Annotated in this window: 16 protein-coding genes and 1 tRNA gene; 4 read left to right on the plus strand and 13 right to left on the minus strand. The window is 63.8% G+C overall.

The window, feature by feature from the left end; genetic code table 11:
- Positions 1 to 73: 73 nt before the first annotated feature.
- The 13 genes from thiE to lysS form a co-directional block, all read right to left on the minus strand.
- Positions 74 to 733 (minus strand): thiamine phosphate synthase, encoded by a 660-nt coding sequence (thiE, locus tag DVU_RS11070; RefSeq protein WP_010939635.1) that lies wholly within the window; start codon positions 731 to 733, stop codon positions 74 to 76.
- Positions 730 to 1533, minus strand: coding sequence for a hydroxyethylthiazole kinase (thiM, locus tag DVU_RS11075; RefSeq protein WP_010939636.1), 804 nt, complete (start codon positions 1531 to 1533; stop codon positions 730 to 732). The genes thiE and thiM overlap by 4 nt, the downstream gene beginning before the upstream one ends.
- A 329-nt stretch (positions 1534 to 1862) precedes the next feature.
- The gene (locus DVU_RS11080) at positions 1863 to 3029 is read right to left on the minus strand and encodes an aminotransferase-like domain-containing protein (RefSeq protein WP_010939637.1); all 1167 of its coding nucleotides are present in this window, start codon (positions 3027 to 3029) and stop codon (positions 1863 to 1865) included.
- A 34-nt stretch (positions 3030 to 3063) separates the two neighbouring features.
- Positions 3064 to 3900, minus strand: a complete 837-nt coding sequence (locus DVU_RS11085) for an LpxI family protein (protein ID WP_014524508.1) — start codon at positions 3898 to 3900, stop codon at positions 3064 to 3066.
- A gap of 199 nt (positions 3901 to 4099) precedes the next feature.
- A complete protein-coding gene (lpxA, locus tag DVU_RS11090; RefSeq protein ID WP_010939640.1) occupies positions 4100 to 4903 on the minus strand; it encodes an acyl-ACP--UDP-N-acetylglucosamine O-acyltransferase in 804 nt (267 codons plus the stop codon).
- Positions 4903 to 5367, minus strand: a complete 465-nt coding sequence (fabZ, locus tag DVU_RS11095; protein ID WP_010939641.1) for a 3-hydroxyacyl-ACP dehydratase FabZ — start codon at positions 5365 to 5367, stop codon at positions 4903 to 4905. The genes lpxA and fabZ overlap by 1 nt, the downstream gene beginning before the upstream one ends.
- Entirely contained in the window at positions 5367 to 6401 is a 1035-nt protein-coding gene (gene lpxD / locus DVU_RS11100) for a UDP-3-O-(3-hydroxymyristoyl)glucosamine N-acyltransferase (protein WP_010939642.1), read from the minus strand. Before lpxD ends, fabZ begins: the two co-directional genes overlap by 1 nt.
- Before the next feature lie 10 nt (positions 6402 to 6411).
- Positions 6412 to 6939 (minus strand): OmpH family outer membrane protein, encoded by a 528-nt coding sequence (locus DVU_RS11105; protein ID WP_010939643.1) that lies wholly within the window; start codon positions 6937 to 6939, stop codon positions 6412 to 6414.
- Between the two features lie 150 nt (positions 6940 to 7089).
- Entirely contained in the window at positions 7090 to 8796 is a 1707-nt protein-coding gene (locus DVU_RS11110; RefSeq protein ID WP_014524509.1) for an N-acetylmuramoyl-L-alanine amidase, read from the minus strand.
- A 396-nt stretch (positions 8797 to 9192) separates the two neighbouring features.
- Positions 9193 to 11883, minus strand: a complete 2691-nt coding sequence (gene bamA / locus DVU_RS11115; protein WP_011791908.1) for an outer membrane protein assembly factor BamA — start codon at positions 11881 to 11883, stop codon at positions 9193 to 9195.
- On the minus strand, positions 11864 to 12565 hold the full coding sequence (locus DVU_RS11120) for an ABC transporter ATP-binding protein (protein ID WP_010939647.1): 702 nt from the start codon (positions 12563 to 12565) through the stop codon (positions 11864 to 11866). The genes bamA and DVU_RS11120 overlap by 20 nt, the downstream gene beginning before the upstream one ends.
- Positions 12562 to 13797 (minus strand): lipoprotein-releasing ABC transporter permease subunit, encoded by a 1236-nt coding sequence (locus DVU_RS11125; protein WP_010939648.1) that lies wholly within the window; start codon positions 13795 to 13797, stop codon positions 12562 to 12564. The genes DVU_RS11120 and DVU_RS11125 overlap by 4 nt, the downstream gene beginning before the upstream one ends.
- A gap of 7 nt (positions 13798 to 13804) precedes the next feature.
- Positions 13805 to 15310 (minus strand): lysine--tRNA ligase, encoded by a 1506-nt coding sequence (lysS, locus tag DVU_RS11130; protein WP_041722967.1) that lies wholly within the window; start codon positions 15308 to 15310, stop codon positions 13805 to 13807.
- 268 nt (positions 15311 to 15578) lie between these two features.
- Here lysS and DVU_RS11135 point away from each other — a divergent pair.
- From DVU_RS11135 to DVU_RS11150, 4 genes are all read left to right on the plus strand, one after another.
- A tRNA-Asn gene (locus DVU_RS11135) sits at positions 15579 to 15654 on the plus strand.
- A 423-nt stretch (positions 15655 to 16077) separates the two neighbouring features.
- Positions 16078 to 16935, plus strand: coding sequence for a helix-turn-helix transcriptional regulator (locus DVU_RS11140; RefSeq protein WP_014524511.1), 858 nt, complete (start codon positions 16078 to 16080; stop codon positions 16933 to 16935).
- A gap of 124 nt (positions 16936 to 17059) precedes the next feature.
- Positions 17060 to 20077 carry a M16 family metallopeptidase gene (locus tag DVU_RS11145; protein ID WP_010939652.1) on the plus strand — a complete coding sequence of 1006 codons (3018 nt, stop codon included), beginning with the start codon at positions 17060 to 17062 and terminating at the stop codon, positions 20075 to 20077.
- On the plus strand, positions 20074 to 20979 hold the full coding sequence (locus DVU_RS11150) for an ABC transporter ATP-binding protein (protein WP_010939653.1): 906 nt from the start codon (positions 20074 to 20076) through the stop codon (positions 20977 to 20979). The genes DVU_RS11145 and DVU_RS11150 overlap by 4 nt, the downstream gene beginning before the upstream one ends.
- Positions 20980 to 20995: the final 16 nt, after the last annotated feature.

The raw sequence follows: 20995 nt of genomic DNA on the forward strand, positions 1-20995 counted from the left end.
GCAGGCTTGTCGGGAAAGGCACGGACGTACAGGGAGCTGACTCCATACCCGGCCCCCATGTTCAGGCCCTTTGTCAGATGCGAACAGGCACCCGCACCTCATCCACCACAGCGCGCAATGCACGGGTAGCCGCAAGCGGGTCGGCTGCGCCGCATATGGCCGAGACCACGGCGATGCCCTCGGCCCCGGCATGCAGCACTTCAGCGGCATTGACCGGGCCGATGCCACCTATCCCCACAAGGACGTGACGTGTCATGCGCCGCAGGCCGCACAGCCCCGCAACGCCCCACGGGGGCGCGGCATCGGGCTTCGTCGCCGTGGCGAAGACGGGGCTTACGCCAAGATAGTCCACCGGGGCATGTTCCGCTGCCTTCGCCTGCGCCGGGGTCTCCACTGAAAGGCCCACGATGGCATCCGGCCCCATCAGCGCCCGCACGTCACCAACGTGCATGTCTGACTGCCCCACATGCACCCCGTCGGCGCCGGCAGCCAAAGCCACATCGACCCTGTCGTTGATGAGCAAGGGGATGCCGCGGGGACGCAGCAACGCCACCAGCGCACGGGCACGGTCGACGAAAGCCCGCGTGGGCGTGGCCTTCTCGCGCAGTTGCACGATGCCGACCCCGCCGGAGATGGCCGCGGTCACGACCTCATGCAGGCGGGCGTCGGTCAGCCCGGCGTCGGTCACGAGGTACAGCCCGTAGTCCACCGCGGCCTTGCGCACCCGTGTCATGCGCGCACCACTTCGACCTCGTCGCGCACCGTGACGAGGTCGAGGGAGTGAAGGACGTCGAGAAACGCCACCTGGAACGAACCCGGCCCCTGCGACCGGCGCGCGGCCAGTGCCCCGGCGGCAGACATGGCCGCCATACCCGTGACGGCCCCTTCCAGCACGTCGGCGGCGACAGCCACATGTGCCGCCACCAGCACGGTCGCCGTACAGCCCATGCCCGTCACGCGTGGCATCAGCGGACTGCCACCACGCACAAGCCACAGCGCATCGCCATCGGTCACCACGTCCTCGGCACCACTGACCACGACCACGGCACCATAGCGACGTGCCAGTGCCCGCCCCCCGTCGACGGCCTCGTGCGCGGTGCGTGCACTGTCCACGCCTCGGGTGTCTCCGGCGGCCCCTGCCAGCGCGAGAATCTCCGACCCGTTGCCCCGCACCACGGCCGGACGCACCTTCTCCAGTATCTCCAGTGCCGTGGTCGTGCGCAGACTGCTGGCCCCCGCACCCACAGGGTCGAGTACCACAGGCAACCTGCGTTCGCGCGCGGCCATGCCCGCCAGCATCATGCTTTCCACCCACGGCTTCGTGAGCGTGCCGATGTTCAGGACGAGGGCCGAGGCGATGCCCGCCATCTCGGCCATCTCTTCGGGGGCATGGGCCATGATGGGCGACGCACCGGCGGCCAGCAGCGCATTGGCCGTGGTGTTCATGACCACGAAGTTGGTGATGCTGTGGATGATGGGCGCACGTTGCCGCACTGCCGCGACGTTCTTCCACACCGTACCTGTCGAAAACATGGGGTCCCTCCTCAGATGACAATGGCATCATAAAGGATAGCCATGTCGGTTTCCTGCGTCCATATCCTGCGAGGCAGGTCTTGTAGCCCTGTATCAGACAGACGTCCTGCCGGGCGCCGTCTGCGACAATGGGCGCGGCAACAACAGTCCCTCGTCATGCCCCGTAAGGTGTCGGGCTTCGAACCGCCGAGGCATGACGCGGCCCTGCGGCTTCCGGTGAACCAGCGACACGACCAGCCTACGGCAAAGGGCCGGGATGAACCCGGCCCTGATCATGCTACGATACCCTTCCGCCCCGGCAAACCGGGGACGATGCACCGGACGGCATGCTAACGCGCAAGCTCTTCGGTGAGGCACGCGCCGAGGCGCGCGATGCCCTCGACGATGTCGTCCTGACTGGCGTTGGAGAAGTTGAGGCGGAAGCCGGTGTCGGTGCCGTCCACATAGAACGGACAACCGGGCACGAAGGCCACCTTGCGCTCGATGGCCTTGTGGAACAGATGCTCAGAGGTCACGCCTTCGGGCAGACCGCACCACAGGAACATGCCGCCCTCGGGTTCCGTCACGGTGACGCATTCGGGGAAATGCTTGCGGATGGCGTCCATCATGCACTGGCGCTGCGCCCCGTAGCGTTTGCGAATCGAGGCGATGTGCTCGTCCACGTCGTTGTCCACGAGGAAGCGATGCAGCAGACGCTGCGTGAACATGGGGGTATGCAGGTCGCTTGCCTGCTTGGCGGTGACCATGTGCCGCATGAGTTCGGCAGGGGCACAGGCCCACCCGATGCGCAGCCCCGGCGAGACCACCTTGGAGAACGAACCGAGCAGCACCGAAGGCGACTCGGCCCACTTGCGGATGGGCGCCACCGGCGTACCCATGAAGCGCAGTTCGCCATAGGGATTGTCCTCGACGAGCATACAGCCCGTCTCGGCCATGATGGCGGCCACTTCGCGGCGGGTCGGCTCATCGTAGGTGATGCCGGAAGGGTTCTGGAAGCTTGGCACGGCATAGAACAGCCGGGCACCCTTGGCCTCACGGCGCAGGGCCTCGACATCGACGCCGAGGGGCGTGAGGTCTACGGTACGGAATTGCGCGCCGTAGAACGAAAAACACTGGATGGCACCGAGATAGCCCGGACGTTCGATGACCACGGGCGCGCCGCGGTCGATGGTGGTCTTGGCCACGAGGTCGAGCGCCTGCTGCGAACCGGTGGTGATCAGAATCTCATCGGGGGACACTTCGATGCCCTGCCGTGCATAACGGGCGGAAATCCACTCGCGCAGGGGCAGGTAGCCCTCGGTGGTGCTGTACTGCAGGGCCTCGCTTCCGCTTTCGGCCAGTACCGCGGCTGCGGCCTCTGCCACGCCCTGCACCGGGAACGAATCGGGATGCGGCAACCCGCCCGCGAACGAGATGATGTCGGGACGCGCCGTGACCTTGAGAATCTCGCGGATATAGGACCGCTGCACGTTATCCATGCGTTTCGCTATCTGCATGGCTCCTCCTTCGGGGTCCTGCCCGCGATGGTGTTCAGGGACGGGCCGCTTCCGCCGCCATGAAGTCCTCCGGCAAGGCCACGATGGCGATGCCGTGCCTCTCTGCCAGCGCGAGGCTCTCGTCCCTGTCGAAAAACAACGTCTTGTGTGCCTGCAAGGCAAGACATGAATACCCGTACTCCGCCAGTACGCCGATGGTGCCGGTGCCAAGGGCGGGCAGGTCGATACGTTCGTCCTGACCGGGCTTGACGAGCTTGATGGCAACGCATCCCGCCCCGCCGAGTTCACCGCCGCGACGCAAGGCGGCGTCTGTGCCCTCGGGGCCTTCGACAGCCATGACGATACCCCGCTTGACCACGATGCACTGACCGATGTCGAGCCTGCCCATGGTGCGGGCCACTGGCCAGCCGAAGCGGATGTCATCCCACTCTTCGTCACCGGGCTGCCGCCGGGTGAGCACGCCCTCGGGGGCTCGCAGTCCCGGCACAAGTTCCGCGGCCTGCATCACCTTGAAACCATCCGATTCGAGCTCTTCGATGACGGCACGCAACAGGGCGTCATCGCCCTTGCCGCGCAGCCTGAAGAGCACGCGTGCGGCTCGCAGGTCGGGTCTCAGGTCGAGCGCGCGGGGCTTGTCGATGGCCCCGGCGAAGCAGAGGCGCGAGGCGCCCTGCCCGTGGAAGAACTCCGAGAGTCGCCCGAACTGTCCCAGATGGATGAGCGAGAACGCATCGCAGGCCTCCGCCAGAGAGGGGTCGGTATGACCGTGAAAGCCGCATATGGCGACACGCAGTCCGGCGCGGCGCGCCTCGCGTGCCACCAGCGCAGGGAACTGCCCCCGCCCGGCGATGATGCCCATGCTCTCGCTCATGTAGCCGTCCTTGTATTGCCCGCCCCGGCGACCGACCGTCCATGCCCACAGGACATGCGGTCGAAGCTGGCGGCCTTCTGTATTCCATCACGTCATCGGGCAGATGCCCTGTTCCGGTCACTGGCGATGACACATGCTGCATGAAAAAGGGGAAAGGGCCACGGCCTCTTTCCCCTCTGCATTGCGTTCTGGCCCGTGCCTACGCGTCTTGCTGCCCTCGGTTGGCAGAGAGGATGCCACGCTCGCTGCCCCTGATGAAGGCTACGAGGTCGAGAATCTCGGGGAAGTTGCCGAACTCGTATTCGAGTTGTTCCAGCGCTTCCTTACGAGGGGTCTCGGATAGCCATATCAGCCTGAAGGCGTTCTTGAGGGCGGCGATAAGCTCGCGCGAGGCGTGCATGCGACGCAGTCCCACGAGGTTGGGGCCGTGCACGGCGGCACGGCTGCCCACGGCAAGCATGAAGGGGGGCAGGTCTTGCGGCAGACCGCTCATGCCCGCCACGAAGGAATGCTGCCCGAGGCGCGTGAACTGATGGACGGCGGAAAGGCCCGAGATGATGACGAAGTCACCGACGGTGACATGCCCCGCCAGCGTGGCGTTGTTGGACATCACCACGTTGTTGCCCACGACGCAGTCGTGCGCCACATGGGTGTAGGCCATGAAAAGGTTGTTGTCGCCGATGCGTGTGCAGCCTCCGCCCCCTTCGGTTCCCCTGTGCAGGGTCGAGAATTCGCGGATGTTGTTGCCGTTGCCGATTTCCAGCCACGACACTTCACCGGCGTACTTGAGGTCTTGCGGTTCGCCGCCGACACAGGCGTAGGAATGCACATGGTTGTCGCTGCCCATCCGGGTGTAGCGCTTCACGGTAGCGAAAGCGTCAAGCCGGGTGCGGTCACCGATGACCACATCCTCTTCGACGACCGCGCACGGGCCGATGACGACTCCTTCGCCAAGCTGTGCCGAGGGATGGACGAACGCAGAAGGATGCACCTGCGCAGACATCACATGTCCTCCCTGTTGGTCACGGCGGCGGTCATCACGGCTTCGGCGGCAAGTTTGCCGTCGACGTAGGCACGCCCTTCCATCTTCCACAGCTTGAGCTTGTGCTTGAGCAGGCGGCAGTGCAATTCCAGCTTGTCGCCGGGGTAGACCGGCTTGCGGAAACGCACCGACTCGATGCCCGTGAAGAGAAAGAGCTTGTCCTCGACGGCTGTGTCGGTGCTCTTGACCACGAGAATGCCACCGGCCTGTGCCAACGCTTCCATGATGAGCACACCGGGCATGACGGGCACGCCGGGGAAATGCCCCTGAAAGAAGGGCTCGTTCATGGTGACGTTCTTGTAGGCCTTGATGTAGTCGCCCGGAACGTATTCGACCACACGGTCGACGAGCAGGAAGGGATAACGGTGGGGCAACAGCCCCAGTATCTGACGGATATCAAGAATGCTCTGCGCCGGGTCGATCATCACTGTTCCTCGGAAAGGCTCTTTTTGAGTTCGGCGAGCTCCTTTTCGAGCTTGCCGAGCCTCTTGTACATGTCGGGGAGCTTGGGCATGACCGTAAGCGTACGCATGTAGGTGGACTTGTCCACGGCGGGCGCTCCGCCCACGGTCTCTCCTGCGGGGATGTCCTTGGCGACACCCGACTTGGGCCCGATGGTCACACCGCTCCCGATGGAGAGGTGCCCCGCCACGCCCACCTGCCCGGCCATGGTCACGTCATCGCCCACCTTGGTGCTGCCGGAGATGCCCACCTGCGAGACGATGAGACAGTTGCGCCCCATCTCCACATTGTGGCCCAGCATGACAAGGTTGTCGATCTTGGTGCCGTCTCCGACGGTGGTCACACCAAGCACGGAACGGTCGATGGTCGTATTGGCGCCGATTTCAACGTCGCTGCCGATGCGGACGGTGCCGACCTGCGGAATCTTCTGGATACCGAACTCGGTGCGGGCGAAGCCGAACCCGTCGGCCCCCAGCACGACACCGGCATGGAGGATGCAATCGTCGCCGATTTCGACACCGGCCATGAGCACCACGTTGGGGTACAGGGTGCAGCCCCCTCCCACCACGCAGTCCTCGCCGATGTAGCAACCGGGAAAAAGAACGGTCCCCGCCCCGATGCGAGCACGGGGACCGATGTATACATGCGGATAGACGGCGCACCCTTCACCGACGACGGCTTCGGGGTGGACGACAGCCTGTTCGCTGACACCTTCAAAACTGCCCTGCTTGCGTGCGAAGAGGGCCAGAGTGCGACCGAAATCGAAATAGGGATTCGCACTCACGAGGGCTACGGCCACATCCTGCGCGTGTTCGGCGGCGACGATGACGGCCCCGGCACGCGTGGTGGACAGTTGCCCCATATAACGCGGATTGGCCAGAAAACTGATCTCGTCGGGCCCTGCGGCCTCCAGCGTGTTCACACCGGAGACCTCGCGGTCTTCCCCGCGCAGTTCAAGCCCCAGCAGCCCGGCGATCTCGGAGAGTCTTCTGACCATCTCGCACCCGCTATTTCTTGCCAGCGTGCCAGACGCGGTTGACTTCGATGAGCATGTCGTCGGTCACGTCGAGGCTCTTGTCGGCGTGGATGACACCGGCAGCGGCACCGTCGAGGATGACGGTGAAGCCCTTCTTGGCAGCGTAGTCGCTGGCGGCCTTCATGATCATCTCGGCCATGTCCTGACGGATACGCATCTGGGCTGCTTCGACCTTGCGGGCGAACACGCGGGCCTTGTCCTCGAAGTCGCGCTTCAGGCGGATGAACTCGACCTTCTTGTCCTCCTTGGCTTCGGGGGACAGCGCGGCGGACTGGGCCTTCATCTCGTCGGCGCGCTTCTTGAGGTCGGCGGCCTGCTTGTCGAGCTGGTCCTTCTCCGGGCCGAAGGTGGCCTTCATCTTCTTCTGGGCTTCCTGCGCGGCTTCGCACTGGGTGGCCAGCTTCTGCATGTTGACGATACCGACCTTGAGGTCGGCGGCCATGGCGGTGGATGCGGCCATGAGGAAGGCAGCCACGGCAAAGACAAGAATCTTACGCATTACAGCGCTCCTTGGGAGGTGGATAGATACCGGCCCGGCAGCGGGCCTTTTTCGCATACATGCATCATAGCGCGCCCGAGGCGCAAACGCCACGCTTTCACGGGGGTTCCGGTCAGATAGCGCCATGCCCGAACCCCGTCAAGCGGCTAATCAACGCGATGCGTACCCTTCAAGTTTCCGTTTGTAGCGCATCAGCCCGTCGACAATGGCATCAGCGAGCGCACGCCTGTATTTCGAGCTGGCCAGAAGTCTGGCCTCGGCCTTGTTGGTGCAGTATCCCACTTCCACGAGAACCGCAGGCATCCGTGCCCCCATCAGGACATAGAAGGGAGCCGAGCGGACGCCATTACCGTGCGGGGCACCGCCGTACGACGCGAGCCTCTTCGTCATCGAGCTCTGCACCATACCCGCAACATCACGCGATTCTTGTGTCTTTGCGCTCAGCATGAGGTCGGTGAGGATATATTGGAGATCGCTCAGGTTCTTCTCACTCACGGAGTTCTCTCGCGAGGCGACCTTGGCTGCGCTGCTGGTGCTGGCGAGGTCGAGGTAGTAGGTCTCGACCCCGGAGATGGAACTGTCTGTATTGGCGTTGACGTGCAGCGAGACGAAAAGGTCCGCCTTGCTGTTGTTGGCCATCTGGGTACGGTCGTCAAGCGGGATGAACACGTCGCGCTGCCGCGTGTAGAGCACCTTGAAACCCGCCGCGCGCAACCGTTCACCTACCAGTTTGGCCATGGCGAGCGTCACTTCCCGCTCGACGATGCCGTTGGCCATGGCCCCGGGGTCCTTGCCGCCATGCCCCGCGTCGATCATGATCGTCTTGACGCCAAGCCCCAGCTGTTCTGCGATATCCTTGGGCTTGCCCTGCGGCTTGCGCACCGACACCCCCGCCTCTGCGGAAGTGCCTTCGGGCAGCCCCTTGGTAGAGCGTGTTGCCTTGGCGACGATACGGTAGGGTCGACCGGCGATGGCATCGACATCGTACCGCTCCACGTCACTATAATCGATGATGATACGCGTACGGCCCTTGACGGAGAGGTCGACCCTCACACGGGAGAGCACCTTGCCGGATATGCGTGCGCCGGGACGGACCTTCTCGTCAGCCCGTGCACCGTCGACATCGATGATGAGACGCGAAGCCCGACCTGTGCGCTCATCGCCGGGCACGAACTGATGCGACCAGCGTGCCTCACGATCAAGCTCAATGACCACCTGGGCGTCGTTGCCGGACACTTTCCACGACACCTGCCGCAACACGGCAAGGGCATCGCCATCTTTCGAGGAGCCTGACGTCGTATCGTTTGCCGCCGGGGCGGCAGGCTGGCGTGCCTCGGACTTGCCTCCGGAGAGCATCGCACGGGCGGCGTCCGCCATATCGCCCTTGGGGAATTCGCGAAGCTGGCGTTCAAGAATCTTGCGCGCAGCAGAAGCATCATCGAGACGTTCCATGCACAGCTTCGCCGCGGCGAAGAGCGCATCATCGGCAAGCGCGCTGCGGGGATAGCGACGCGCCACCTCTTCATACCGGTCGACAGCCGCCTTGAAATCAGCAGGGTTCATCGAACGTCTGGCAAGCCCCTCACGCGTGAGCGCAACCCGGTAGAGGGCAGCGGGCGCATTGGCCCACCCCTTGGCATCCTTGTGGATGCCGACGAAGAGTCGCTCGACCTTCTCCCACTCATGCCGCAGCCCCGCACGCCGGGCGTCCTTCTCGAGGGCCTCAAGCTCTTCCTTGGCGTTCTCATAACGCGCTTCGAGCGTAGACGCACGGGCAGCCAAGGCGCTACCGCCCATGCCGAGGAAGGTCACCAGAGACAACAGCAGGACAATGAGTGGAAGGCGTATGGAATGCATTCTTCTCGCGGTAGGGTTGAAGGCAAAGGGGATGATGTGTGCGCGGCAACAACGTTACCCTGCCGCAGACGCGCCAGACTACTCCATGAAGCACGCGACGGCAAGCGGCGTTGTCCCGTGTCAATGACAGAGGCGTGGTCTGCTTCGCACAGCCTTCAATCACGCCCCGGAATACGGGACAGTCTGCCATCTGGGCGGCGTAGGTGCCGTCGGCTTTCGTGGGCATGGTGCGGGCTGGACTCGTCGCCACCGGAAGAGCATCGACGATGCGAGGACAAGGCAGGAGGTCGTTCACGCCAAGGCAGCCCGTCTGCTCCCTTCACTCCGGTCCCGACCCCACGGGCGACAAATGAAAGGGGGCGCGGTTCACACCGCGCCCCCCTTTCTCACATCCTGCTAGAAGAACTGGCCCATCGAGAATTCGAAGCGACCGCTATGCTGTTCTCCGTCGCGTCCCTCGTCGAGAGGGAAGCCATAGGCGAACCGCAGGTCGCCCATGGGCGAACGCCAGCGCATCTCGAGACCCACGGACTTCTTCAGCTCGTCGTCCCAGTTGAATTCGGCGGACGAGTCATAGTTGATGCCCATGTCGAAGAAGGGCACCAGCGCGAGGCCGAGGTCGGGCTTGAACACCCAGATGTATTCGAGGTTGACGAAGGCCATACGGTCGCCGCCGATGCGGTCGCCCGATTCGGGGTCACGCGGCGAGATGTCACGCGAGTTGTACCCGCGGATGCTGTCGATGCCACCGATGTAGAAGCGTTCGAACACGGGGACGTCGCCCTGCCCGTTCTCCAGCACGGCACCACCACGGGTGCGACCATGGAGCACGTGGTTGGGGGCAAGCTGGTGATAGGCCTGAAACTCGACGACAGGCTTGATGAAGTCGTCGTCACCGCCGATGGGCCCGCCACCGAACTCGTTGAAGGTCTTGAAGATGGTACCCTTGGTGGGCTTCTCCTTGCTGTCGGTGGTGTCTCGGGTGAACCGGACATGCGCGACGCTGGATATGTTCTCGCCCTCACGCTCCTTGATGATCTTCGCGGCATCGTCATCGATGTCATACAGTTCGTAACGGTCGAGGCGGTAGCCCCAGCCCACGGTGCTGTATTCGCCCACAGGCAGGGCGAAGCGGATGGTGTCACCAATGGTGTTCTTGCTGAAGTCGTCGAAGTACTCGCGCGAGATGTAGGCGTCGTTGCCGAAGCTCAGGTCGCCGTCATTGACGCGGGGGTTGGTGAACGAGGCGATGAAGGAGTTGCGCTTGCCCGAGAAGAACGCCTGCAGCGAGGCATAGTAGCCCTTGCCGAACAGGTTGCGTTCCATGATCGTGCCGCTGACGCCGAACTGATAGAAGGTGGAATAGCCGACACCGCCTATCAGGGCACCGGTGTTCTGTTCCTTGACCTTCACCTTGAGGTCGACCTCGTCCTCCTTCTGCGTGGGCACGAGTTCGGTGTCCACCTGCGAGAAGTAGCGGGTACGGTTCAGACGCTCGTTGCTACGGCGCAGCTTGGCGCCTTCGAACATGTCGCCGTCGGCAATGCGCATCTCGCGCAGCACCACGTTGTCACGGGTCTTCTGGTTGCCTTCGACAAGCACGCGGTTGATGTAGACCTTCTGACGCTTGCGGATGACGTAGGTCACATCGATGACATGCTCTTCGGCGCTCTTCTGTGTGCGCGAATTGATCTCGGCGAAGGCGTAGCCGTAGTCGGCGTAGTAGTCGCTGAGCAGCTTGTCGTCGGTCTGCATCACGTCAAGGGCGAAGTACTGGTTGTCCTTCTTGTGGTCGTCGAGTTTGACGACCTTCAGAAGCCGCTCGTCGGTATCGATAAGTTCGCCGTCGAAGCCGATCTTGCCAAGCTTGTAACGGGGTCCTTCCTTGACTGCGAAGGAGACGATGATGCCGTCCTCCTCATAGTCGACCTTGGGGGCGGAGACCAGCGCGTCGACATAGCCATGATTGAGGCAGTAGGCGGTGATGGCGGCAGAGTCGCGTTCAAGCAGTTCGTCCTTGAGGACGCCCGTGCCGGTGAACCACGAGAACATGCCACGCTCGGAAAGCGCGAGGATGTCCTTGACTTCGCTCTCGGAAAGCTCCTTGAGTCCCTCGATCTTGACCTTCTTGATATAGAGCTTGTTGCCTTCCTCCACGTTCAGCACGAGCGTGGCGGAGGCAGCCCCCTGACGCGCCTCGACGCGGTGGGTCACATGGGCGAGGTAGAAGCCTTCCTTGCGATAGAGTTCCGTGACCTTCTGCAAGTCCTGCGCGAGGAGTTTGTCGTTGAGGACCGAGCCCGTCTTGGAGCTCATGGCAGCGAGGATATCGTCGTGACCGACCTTGTCGGAGCCTTCGATGACGATGTTGTCGATGCGCGGCTTCTCGGTGACGGTGTACACGAGTACCGTTCCGTCGCCGCCCTGCTCCACACTCGCCTGCACGTCACTGAAATAGCCGAGATCCCAGATGCGCTTGATTTCCTTGTTGATGGCGGCGGGGTCGATGGGGTCGCCCTTGCGGGTGGAGAGGCGCATGAGCACGACGTCGGGGTCAAGCACCTTGGTGCCGCGCACCTTCACGTCGGCGATGGCGTTGCCGCTGGTGAATTCGCCCGCCACACGGTCGACCAGTTCGTCGACGGCGGGAAGGATGTTGATGATGCCCTGCTTCTGGATGAAGAAGGGTTTGGCGGGCTTGACGCCGAGGGCATCGACAACGCGCAGGTCTATGCTGAAGCTGTCTCCCAGCTGGGTGAAGCTGCCGTACACCGTGTACCCTGCCTGCGCCATGACCGCGAGGTTGCGCGCCGAGGCGATGTCGAGTTCGGTCACGCGCTGGCGGCGCAGTATGGCCTTGACGTCCGACTGGGGAAGCACGTGCAGCCCGCGCGCAACAAGGCGCTGGGCCACGAGTTCGGGCAGGTCTTCGTTCAGGTACTCGAGGTCCTTGCCCGCGTTCACCTGAAAGGGCAGCACCATGATGGTGGTCTCCTGCACGGCGGGTGCTGCCTGCACAAGGCCCACCTGCACAAGAAGGAGCAACAGGAACGCGAGAATGAGGCCCCTACGGGCGGTGTTGGTCATAAAGCTCTCCGGCTCTGAGTTCGAGGCGCCTGCCCATCAGATCGGCCAGTTCCCGGTTATGGGTGACAACGATCAGCGTCATGCCGAGTTCACGGTTGAGATCAAGTAGCATTCTACCGACGACATCGCCGGTACGTTCGTCGAGGTTGCCGGTGGGTTCGTCCGCGAGCAGGACACGGGGACGCAGCAATATGGCGCGTGCAATGGCCGCACGCTGCCGCTCACCGCCTGAAAGGGTCGTCACCTTGTGCTCGACCCGGCCCGAAAGTCCCACCTTGTCGAGGGCCTCGCGCGCAAGGCCGTAGGCCTCCGCATGCGGCATGCCGCTGATGATGGCCTGCATCGCCACGTTCTCCACCGTGCTGAACTCGGGCAGAAGGTGGTGGAACTGAAAGACGAAGCCGATCTCGCGGTTGCGGAATGCGGCCTTCTCTTCCGGCGACATGGCCCCCATGTCACGATCGAGAAAATGCAGTTTTCCCCATGTGGGAGTATCAAGAGCACCGAGCAGATGCAAGAGGGTGGACTTGCCGGAACCGGAGGCGCCGACGATGGCGACGGACTCGCCCGCCTCTATGGTCAGGTCGAGGCCCTTCAGGATGACGAGTTCCTCGCCGGGGCCGTCGTATTCCTTGCCTACGCCTTCGAGGCGGTACAGCGGTGTGGATGGTGTCGTCATCATTCGTACCGCAACGCTTCGACCGGTTCGAGGGCCGCAGCCTGCCGCGCCGGGTAGATGGTGGCTAGAAAACAGAGGAGCATGGCAGCGCCGCCCACGGCGGCAAGGTCCGACCACTGGAGCAGCACGGGCAGGTGGTCGATGGAATAGACACCCTGCGGCAACTTGATGAACTGGTAGCGCTGCAACGCCCACGACACGGAGAGCCCCAGCACATAACCGAGCGCAGTGCCGATGGCCCCGATGATGGTACCCTGCAGCATGAATATACGCCGTACCATGCTGCGTGTGGCCCCCATGGACATGAGGATGGCGATGTCGCGCGTCTTCTCCATGACCAGCATGACCAGCGTGGTGACGATGGAGAACGACCCCACCAGCACGATGAGGGCGAGGATGACGAACATGGCCGTCTTCTCCAGCTTGAGCGCGGCGAAGAGGTTGGCGTTCATCTCCATCCAGTTGCGGACATAGTAGGGGTAGCCGCCCGACGCCTTGAGCACGTCCTCGCCGATGACGTCGGCCTTGTAGACGTCATCGACAACGACCTCGATACCCGAGACCTGACCTTCAGGCAGTCCGAGGATGTCGCGTGCGGCGTCGAGAGTCACGAATCCGAGCGAGGAATCATACTCGTACATGCCGGTGGTGAAGATGCCGGCAACCCGGAAGGGACGGATGCGGGGGGCAAAACCCGTGGTGGTCTTCTGCCCGTCGGGAGACAGCAGGTTCACCCTGCTGCCGGTGGTGATGCCGAGTCGGTTGGCGAGTTCCTGCCCGATGATGATGCCGTGCGCACCGTCGGGCCCGGCCGGCAGGTCGCGCAGCCCCCCCCGCGTCATGCGCGAGAGGATGGACAGCACACCCGGTGCCGTCTGCGGGTCGATGCCGCGCAGCACGAGTCCTTTCACGCCATGAGGCGTGGACAGCATGGTCTCGGAGTAGATGAACGGGGTTGCCCCCTTCACGCCGCGCACATCCTGCACGCGCCCCATGAGCTCGCCGACGTCGCGCATGGCGGCGGGCTTTGAACTCATGACGATGACATGGGCATTGGCACCCAGTATCTTGTCGCGCAGGTCTGTGGTGAAGCCGTTCATGACGCCAAGCACGACGATGAGCGACGCCACCCCCAGCCCTACGCCGATGATGGACATGGCGGAGATGACGGAGATGAACGCCTGCTTACGCCGGGCGAATAGATATCGCCCGGCGACGAACAACTCGAAGGACATGTGGTTTTCAGCTCTCCGGCTTCAGCAGCGGAAAGAGGATGACCTCGCGGATGGAGGGCGAGTCGGTCAGCAGCATGACGAGGCGGTCGATACCCACGCCCTGCCCAGCCGCGGGCGGCATACCGTATTCGAGCGCGCGCAGGTAGTCCTCGTCCATGAAATGCGCCTCGTCGTCACCAGCCTCCTTCTCCTTGACCTGGTCCTCGAAGCGCATGCGCTGGTCGACGGGGTCGTTCAATTCAGAGAAGGCGTTGGCGAGTTCGCGCCCGGTGATGAACAGTTCGAAACGGTCGGTGACGTCCGGGTTCTGCTCGTTCCTGCGCGACAGGGGCGAGATGTCGGTCGGGTAGTGGTAGATGAACGTGGGCTGGATGAGCCGGGGTTCCACGTCGAGGTCGAACAGCTTGGCCTGTAGCTTGCCCAGCTTCTCGCCCTGAAGCACCTTCTCGCCACGCTCACGCACGTAGGCACGAACCTTCTCGTAGTCGTTGTAGAACTCGGGGGAATGCCCACCCACCTTCTCAAGCGACTCGTGGAAGGTCAGACGCACCCACTTGCCGGGCGTGAGGTCGACCTCCTGCCCCTGATAGGTGATGACCGAAGAGCCACAGACCTCGCGCGCGATGTGCGAGAACAGCTCCTCGGTGAGGTCCATCAGGTCTTCGAACGTGGCATAGGCCCAGTAGAACTCACACATGGTGAATTCAGGGTTGTGCTGGGTGGATATGCCCTCGTTGCGGAAGTTGCGGTTGATCTCGAAGACCTTCTCGAAACCGCCCACGAGCAGGCGTTTCAGATAGAGCTCGGGCGCGATGCGCATGTAGAGCTGCATATCCAGCGCGTTGTGGAAGGTGACGAACGGCTTTGCCGTGGCGCCGCCGGGGATGGCCTGCATCATCGGCGTCTCGACTTCCATGAAACCGCGGGCTTCGAGGAAGCGCCTGAACTCACGGACGATGATCGTGCGCTTGCGGAAGATGTCGCGGGCCCGCGGCGTGACGATGAGGTCGACGTAGCGCTGGCGATAGCGGATTTCCACGTCCTTGAGGCCGTGATACTTCTCGGGGAGGGGCCGGATGGACTTGGTCAGCAGGCGCACCTCGGTACAGGAGAGCGTGAGCTCGCCCGTCTTGGTGCGAAAGAGCCTTCCGCTCACGCCGACGATATCGCCGATGTCGAGCTTCTTGAAGGTCTTGTAGGCTTCTTCGCCCAGTTCCTCACGCGCGGCATAGCACTGCATGCGCCCCGTGCGATCCATTATATGGAAGAAGGCCACCTTGCCGAACGAACGGTGCGAAACGATGCGCCCCGCCATCGTGAAGGCGGCGTCCACCGTTTCGAGCTCATCAGCATCGAGCCCCTCGTACTCGGCAAGTACCGGTGCGATGTCGTGCTTCTTGATGAAACCGTTCGGGTAGGCCGACACTCCGGCGTCGAGAAGTTCGCACGTCTTCACGACGCGGTTCTTCACCACCTCGTTAAGCTCGTCGCGGGCTTCGAGGCTTTCGAGCATCGGCATGAAATAGTCGGCGTGGGCCGACTTCGTGGGCAATTTGACCTTCTTGCGCTTCGGCTGTTCCTGGATACTCAAGACAGACACTCCGTAGTCTTGGAAATTCGCTCATGTGTCGAATTGGGAAGGGGTATGCCAATTGCGCCCGCCCGTCAAGAAACGCCCCGCCAGCCTGCGTCCTTTATCTTTTTCTCCCGCCCTCCCTCTTTTTTCTTGACCCTCGCCCCCCGACCGAGTATCAAGTGCTCCGCGCCATGAGGCGCCACCTTCCCCGGTGGCTCAATCGGCAGAGCGGGTGACTGTTAATCACTAGGTTGGCGGTTCAAGTCCGTCCCGGGGAGCCAGATGATCTAGGCCTGTAGTAATACAGGCCTTTTTCTTTTTCTGCACCACACTCCCCCCGTAGCACCCGGCAGTCTCGTCATGGGGTTGTGGGGGGACTCTCAGGTTGAGAGAATGCGTCACACAAGCTGAATACGCTCACCTCTCGACGGCCACGGGCAACGGCTGACACATTGCACTCTCTGCATCCCCCTGAAGGCATGGCCTCGGGGGGTCTTTGCATCCTGCCCCCCTGTACACCACCGCCCGAAAAGACACTTCACGTCCGGCCGTTCCGATACGCAGATTGCGCTTCCGGGATAAGACGTTATCCCCATGTGTGATATTTTGACTTTGATTTTCACTTTCATTATTCACAAACATCGAACGACGTAACCACTCGCACGACAGCGTCGTGCACCACCTCCGCTGCAGGACCACACCACATGCCGCTCATTCCCACGCCAGCCTTCCACTCTCCGCAAGCAAGGGCATCGCGCACCGCCGAGGTTCACATCACCCCCCTCCTCGACCGGCAGGGCATGTGCCTTCTTCATGTCGAAGCCCGCGCCGCACATGACGGCCTGCTCATCCAGCCGGGGACGGAAGGGGTGCTCACCTGCCTCATCCTGCACAGTGGTCCCGCACCGTATGGCGAAGGCATCACCCTCTCCAGCGGCATCGCCCGCACCATCTCGATACTTGGCGTAGACAGGGCCCTGTGCCCCGACCTTGCCGACATGCCGCCGGTACTCACCGTGCTGGCAAGCCCCTCGGTGCTGCTTTCATTGCAGGCATGGCATACGGGCGCCCATGATGGCATGTCGCCCACTCGTGCGGCCGCCCGCCTCCTCGACCTCTTGGCCTCCGTCGTGGAGACCGCCCGCTGCGAAGACGAAGACATGCCCCCGGAACATCGCGCCGCGCACATCCTCGCCACGCATCTCGCGTCGCCTCCGCCCATCGACGACCTCGCCCGCATATGCCGCACCAGCAGGGCGACGCTGGCCCGCAGGTTCAGGGCCACCTACGGTACCACCATGCGTGAATACCTGCGGCTTCGCAGGCTAGAAGCGGCCTATCGCCTTCTCGAACGAGAAGGGGTCTCGGTGACGGATGCCGCCTACGCCGTCGGCTACGAGAGTCTGCCCTCGTTCTCGCGCGCCTTCCACGAACACTACGGCAAGGCCCCGGTCATCGTGCGCAACAGGGTGCCTACATACGTTCCGCCTGCCCCCGTGGGGTATGTCTGCCGCCTTCACGACAGTCGCCCCCCATCCCCCGTTCACGACATCCACGACTGACAACGTCGTCCTGTTTTCCGGGGTTCGCCCCGCCACCATAACCCCCGCCCGCCGGGAGGTCTTCGACGACGCCCGAAGGCGACACGAGACCCCACGACGCGGGCAGCCTGCAAGGTGACACCTCATGTCCATGAAACACTCCTCGATGCGTACAGGCGGGACGGCGGCCCTTGCCGCCCTTCTCTGCCTCACAGGTGGATGCCTGCGCGACAGGGCGCCATCGGCACCACCTGCACTGGTCGCCCCCGCTGAATCCACTGCCGTTCCCTATGGCTGGTATGACGGCCGGTGGCCGCATGAACGCCCGCTGCCCCCCCACGAACGCCTCCTGCCACACGACAGCGCACGCTTCGGACGGCTGGCAAACGGGTTGCGGTACGTCATCGTCCCCAACGCCAAACCGGAAGGACGAGTGAGTCTGCATCTCGACGTACAGGCTGGGTCGCTCATGGAGACTGACGAACAACGCGGACTGGCGCACTTCGTCGAACACATGGCCTTCAACGGGTCGCGCAATTTCGCACCCGGCACGCTCATCCCCTTTCTGCAGCACAACGGCATGGCCTTCGGGGCCGACGCCAACGCCCATACCAGCACGGCAGAGACCGTCTACAAACTCGACCTGCCTACCGCCGACACTGCGACCATCGAAAAAGGGTTGCTCATCCTGCGGGATGTGGCCGACGGGCTGCTCATCCTGCCTGAAGAGGTCGAGAAGGAACGCGGCGTCATCCTCGCCGAGAAGCTGGCGCGGGATAACCGCAGAAGTCGCGCGGGCAAGGCCCTGCGAGACGTCCTCTATGCCGATAGCCGCTACGCCTTCGAGACCATCGGCCTCGAGGATGTCGTGCGCCATGCCCGCCCCGAGACGCTGCGCGCCTTCTACGACACATGGTACCGCCCCGAACGCATGGTGCTTGTGGCTGTGGGGGCCGTCACCCCCGCCGACCTCGCGACCATGGTCGAACGTCACTTCGCTGATGTGAAGGCGCGCACCGGCGCACCGGTCATGCCCGCGCCCGGCAACGTCAGGCACGAAGGCGTACACGCAAGCTACGACCCGGAGACGGGAGGCGGCGTGACGGTGAGCGTCACCGCCATGCACACGGCGCGAACCGAGGTCGACTCCATGAGCCTGCAACGCCGCAGACTGGCAGAGGCCGTCGCCACCAGCGCGTTCCAGAAGCGGTTGCTGCGCCTCGCCTCCACGCCCGGTGCGCCCGTCCTTGGCGGTCATATGGCCATGCCCGTCGGTTTCGAGATGTTCGAGACCGCCACCATCACCATGCGTGCCCGTGGCGAAGACTGGCGCAACGCGCTGACGACCGCAGAGACGGAACTGCGCCGGGCCCTCGAACACGGCTTCACGCAAGACGAGTTCGAGAACGCGCGACGCGTGTGCGAGGGGCTTTTCACCACCATGCGCCGTGAGAAGGCCAATCGCACCAACAGCGACATCGCCGCAGAGGCCGTGGCCTGCTTCAACGCCGACAGGGTGTTCCAGTCCACAGACCAGACCTGCGACCTCTACCTGAACATGCTCTCCAGCCTCACCCGAGGCGAGGTCGAAGAGGCATTCCGCCGCCGCTGGGACACAGGCAACAGGATGTTGCACCTCTCCGGCATGGCAGGCGTGGAGAACGCCCCGGCGCGCCTTGTCGAGGCGTGGGCCGAGAGTACCGCACACGCTGTCGAAGCACCGCGTGACAGCGTCGCTACGGCCTTCCCCTACCTTGCCGAACCCACCCTGCCCGCGCTCGTGTTGCACGACTCCTCGCGCCAGTTGCCGGAAGGCCCGGCCCTTCGCACCGTACGCCTCGACAACGGCCTCACCCTGCACATGGCCGTCACGCCCTACGAGAAGGGACGCTTCAGCCTTTCGCTGTTCCACGGTGACGGGCTGGACGGTCTGGACGATGCGACCTACGCGGTGGCACGCGCCACCGAACGCACCCTCCGTGAAGAGGGAGTGGGACGTCTCTCGCGCGAGGCCACACGCGACCATCTCGGCTGGAGGCATGTGAAGGTGGAGACGGACTACCGCGACGACGCCTTCACCATCAACGCCAGCGGCCCCGGTGAGGAACTCGACGCCGTCACCGCCGCCCTGTGGACGCAATACACCGACCCCACCCCCACGAAGGCAGGACGGGCGCGGGCCATAGAGGGACTTGAAGCAGGCAGGGACGAACGCGAGAACACCGTCGAAGGCGTTGCCCCTCACCGCATTCGCGCCTTCCTCTACGGCGACGCCCGCCGCACCGCACCTCTTGACGGCCGGGATGTGGCCCGTGTGCCGCTCGACGCCATGAGCGACTTCGCCCTTGCCCGCACGTCCACGCCTCCTCGCACCATCGTGGCAGTGGGAGACTTCGACCCCGAACGTCTCATCGAACGGGTGCGCCATCTCTTCGCCATGCCAGCACCCGTGCCTGCCTCCCACGAGGCACCGCATGAGGCCATCCGCTTCCCCGCCGGGGCACGGCGCACCGTCGAAGTGGCCGACCCCGATGGCAAAGCGCACCTCGTGGTGGCGTGGCGGCATGACCTTGAGGACGAATCAGACCAGCGCGCGCTGGCCATCCGCCACCTGACAGCATCATGGCTCAACGAAGTGCTGCGCGAAGAGGTGCGAGAGGCCATCGGCGCCTCATACTCCCCCTCCGGGCGCTATCGCCATGACCAGGAACGCGGGGGCTTCGGCACCTATGTCGCCTCGATTCGCACCGATGCGGCACTGGTCGACAAGGTACGGCGGGCCGTGCGCGAGGCGGCCCAAGGGCTGGCGAAGGGCGAAGTGCCCCCCGGCACGGCTGCGCGCCTGCGCGCACCGGTACTCAACGCCATCACCAAGGCCCGCGACTCGAACACCTACTGGCAGCGCATCATCGAAGCCGAAGTCCTGCGCGGCAGACCGGCGGCCCGCCATGCCGAAGCCTTCGCCAAGGCACTGGGCACCGTCACCGATGCCGACATCGCTGCGGAAGCACGCGCCGTCTTCGCCACAAGAAGTGCCGAACTCGCCATCACGGGCAAGGCACCTGCGACAAAGCCCGGCGGCAAACCCTCCAAGGCTGCGGTCTCCCGAAAGATACCCGCCGGGACCACAACCGAAGAAACAGCCCAAGGAGTAGCCCGATGAGCGGCACGACGATGATCGAATGCCGGGGCCTGCGCCACGACTACGGCGAACGCCCCGTGCTGCACGGGCTGGACTTCACAGTGGAAGAGGGCGGGGTGTTCGGCCTTCTGGGCCGCAACGGCGCGGGAAAGAGCACCACCATCAACATCCTCATGGGATTCCTGCGTCCCACGGGCGGACAATGCAGCGTGTTGGGTGCACCCAGCCATGCCCTGCCCCCTGCCGTCCGTGCTGACATCGGCCTGCTGCACGAGGGGTTCATCCAGTACGACTTCATGACCATCGCCGAACTCGAACGCTTCCATGCGCCGTTCTATCCCCGGTGGGACAGTGGCGTGCTGCGCGAAGTGGTGGAACGCCTCGACCTGCCCATGGGCAGACGCCTTGGCCGCATGTCATGCGGTCAGCGGGCACAGGTGGTGCTGGGACTCATCATGGCCCAGAATCCGCGCCTCATGCTGCTGGACGACTACTCCATGGGGCTGGACGTGGGCTATCGCAGGCAGTTCATCGACATGCTGCGCGCCTACGTCCGCGAACGCGGCACCACCGTACTGCTCACCTCCCATGTTGTGCAGGAACTCGACCGCCTCGTGGACAGGATGGTCGTGCTGCAACGGGGCAGGGTCGCAGCCGACTGCACCAGAGCCCTGTTCATGGAGACCTACCGCCGCTACCGGCTGCCACTCTCCGAAGCCGTCCTGCGCCTTGTCCCCGACGGCATCATCCTCGACACCGACGACGATGCGGAAGGCGTGACGCTCTTCGCCGCAGCCGCCCCGGAGAGGATGCGCTCACATCTCGCATCGCTGGGCATCGCCTGCGATGCACTCACCGACGTGGCCCTCACCTTCGAGGACGCCTTCGTAGCCCTCACCACGGCCCGCCGTCTGCCCGCATGACAAGGAGAAAGCCCCC

Source organism: Nitratidesulfovibrio vulgaris str. Hildenborough, assembly GCF_000195755.1.
Classification (GTDB): Bacteria; Desulfobacterota; Desulfovibrionia; order Desulfovibrionales; family Desulfovibrionaceae; genus Nitratidesulfovibrio; species Nitratidesulfovibrio vulgaris.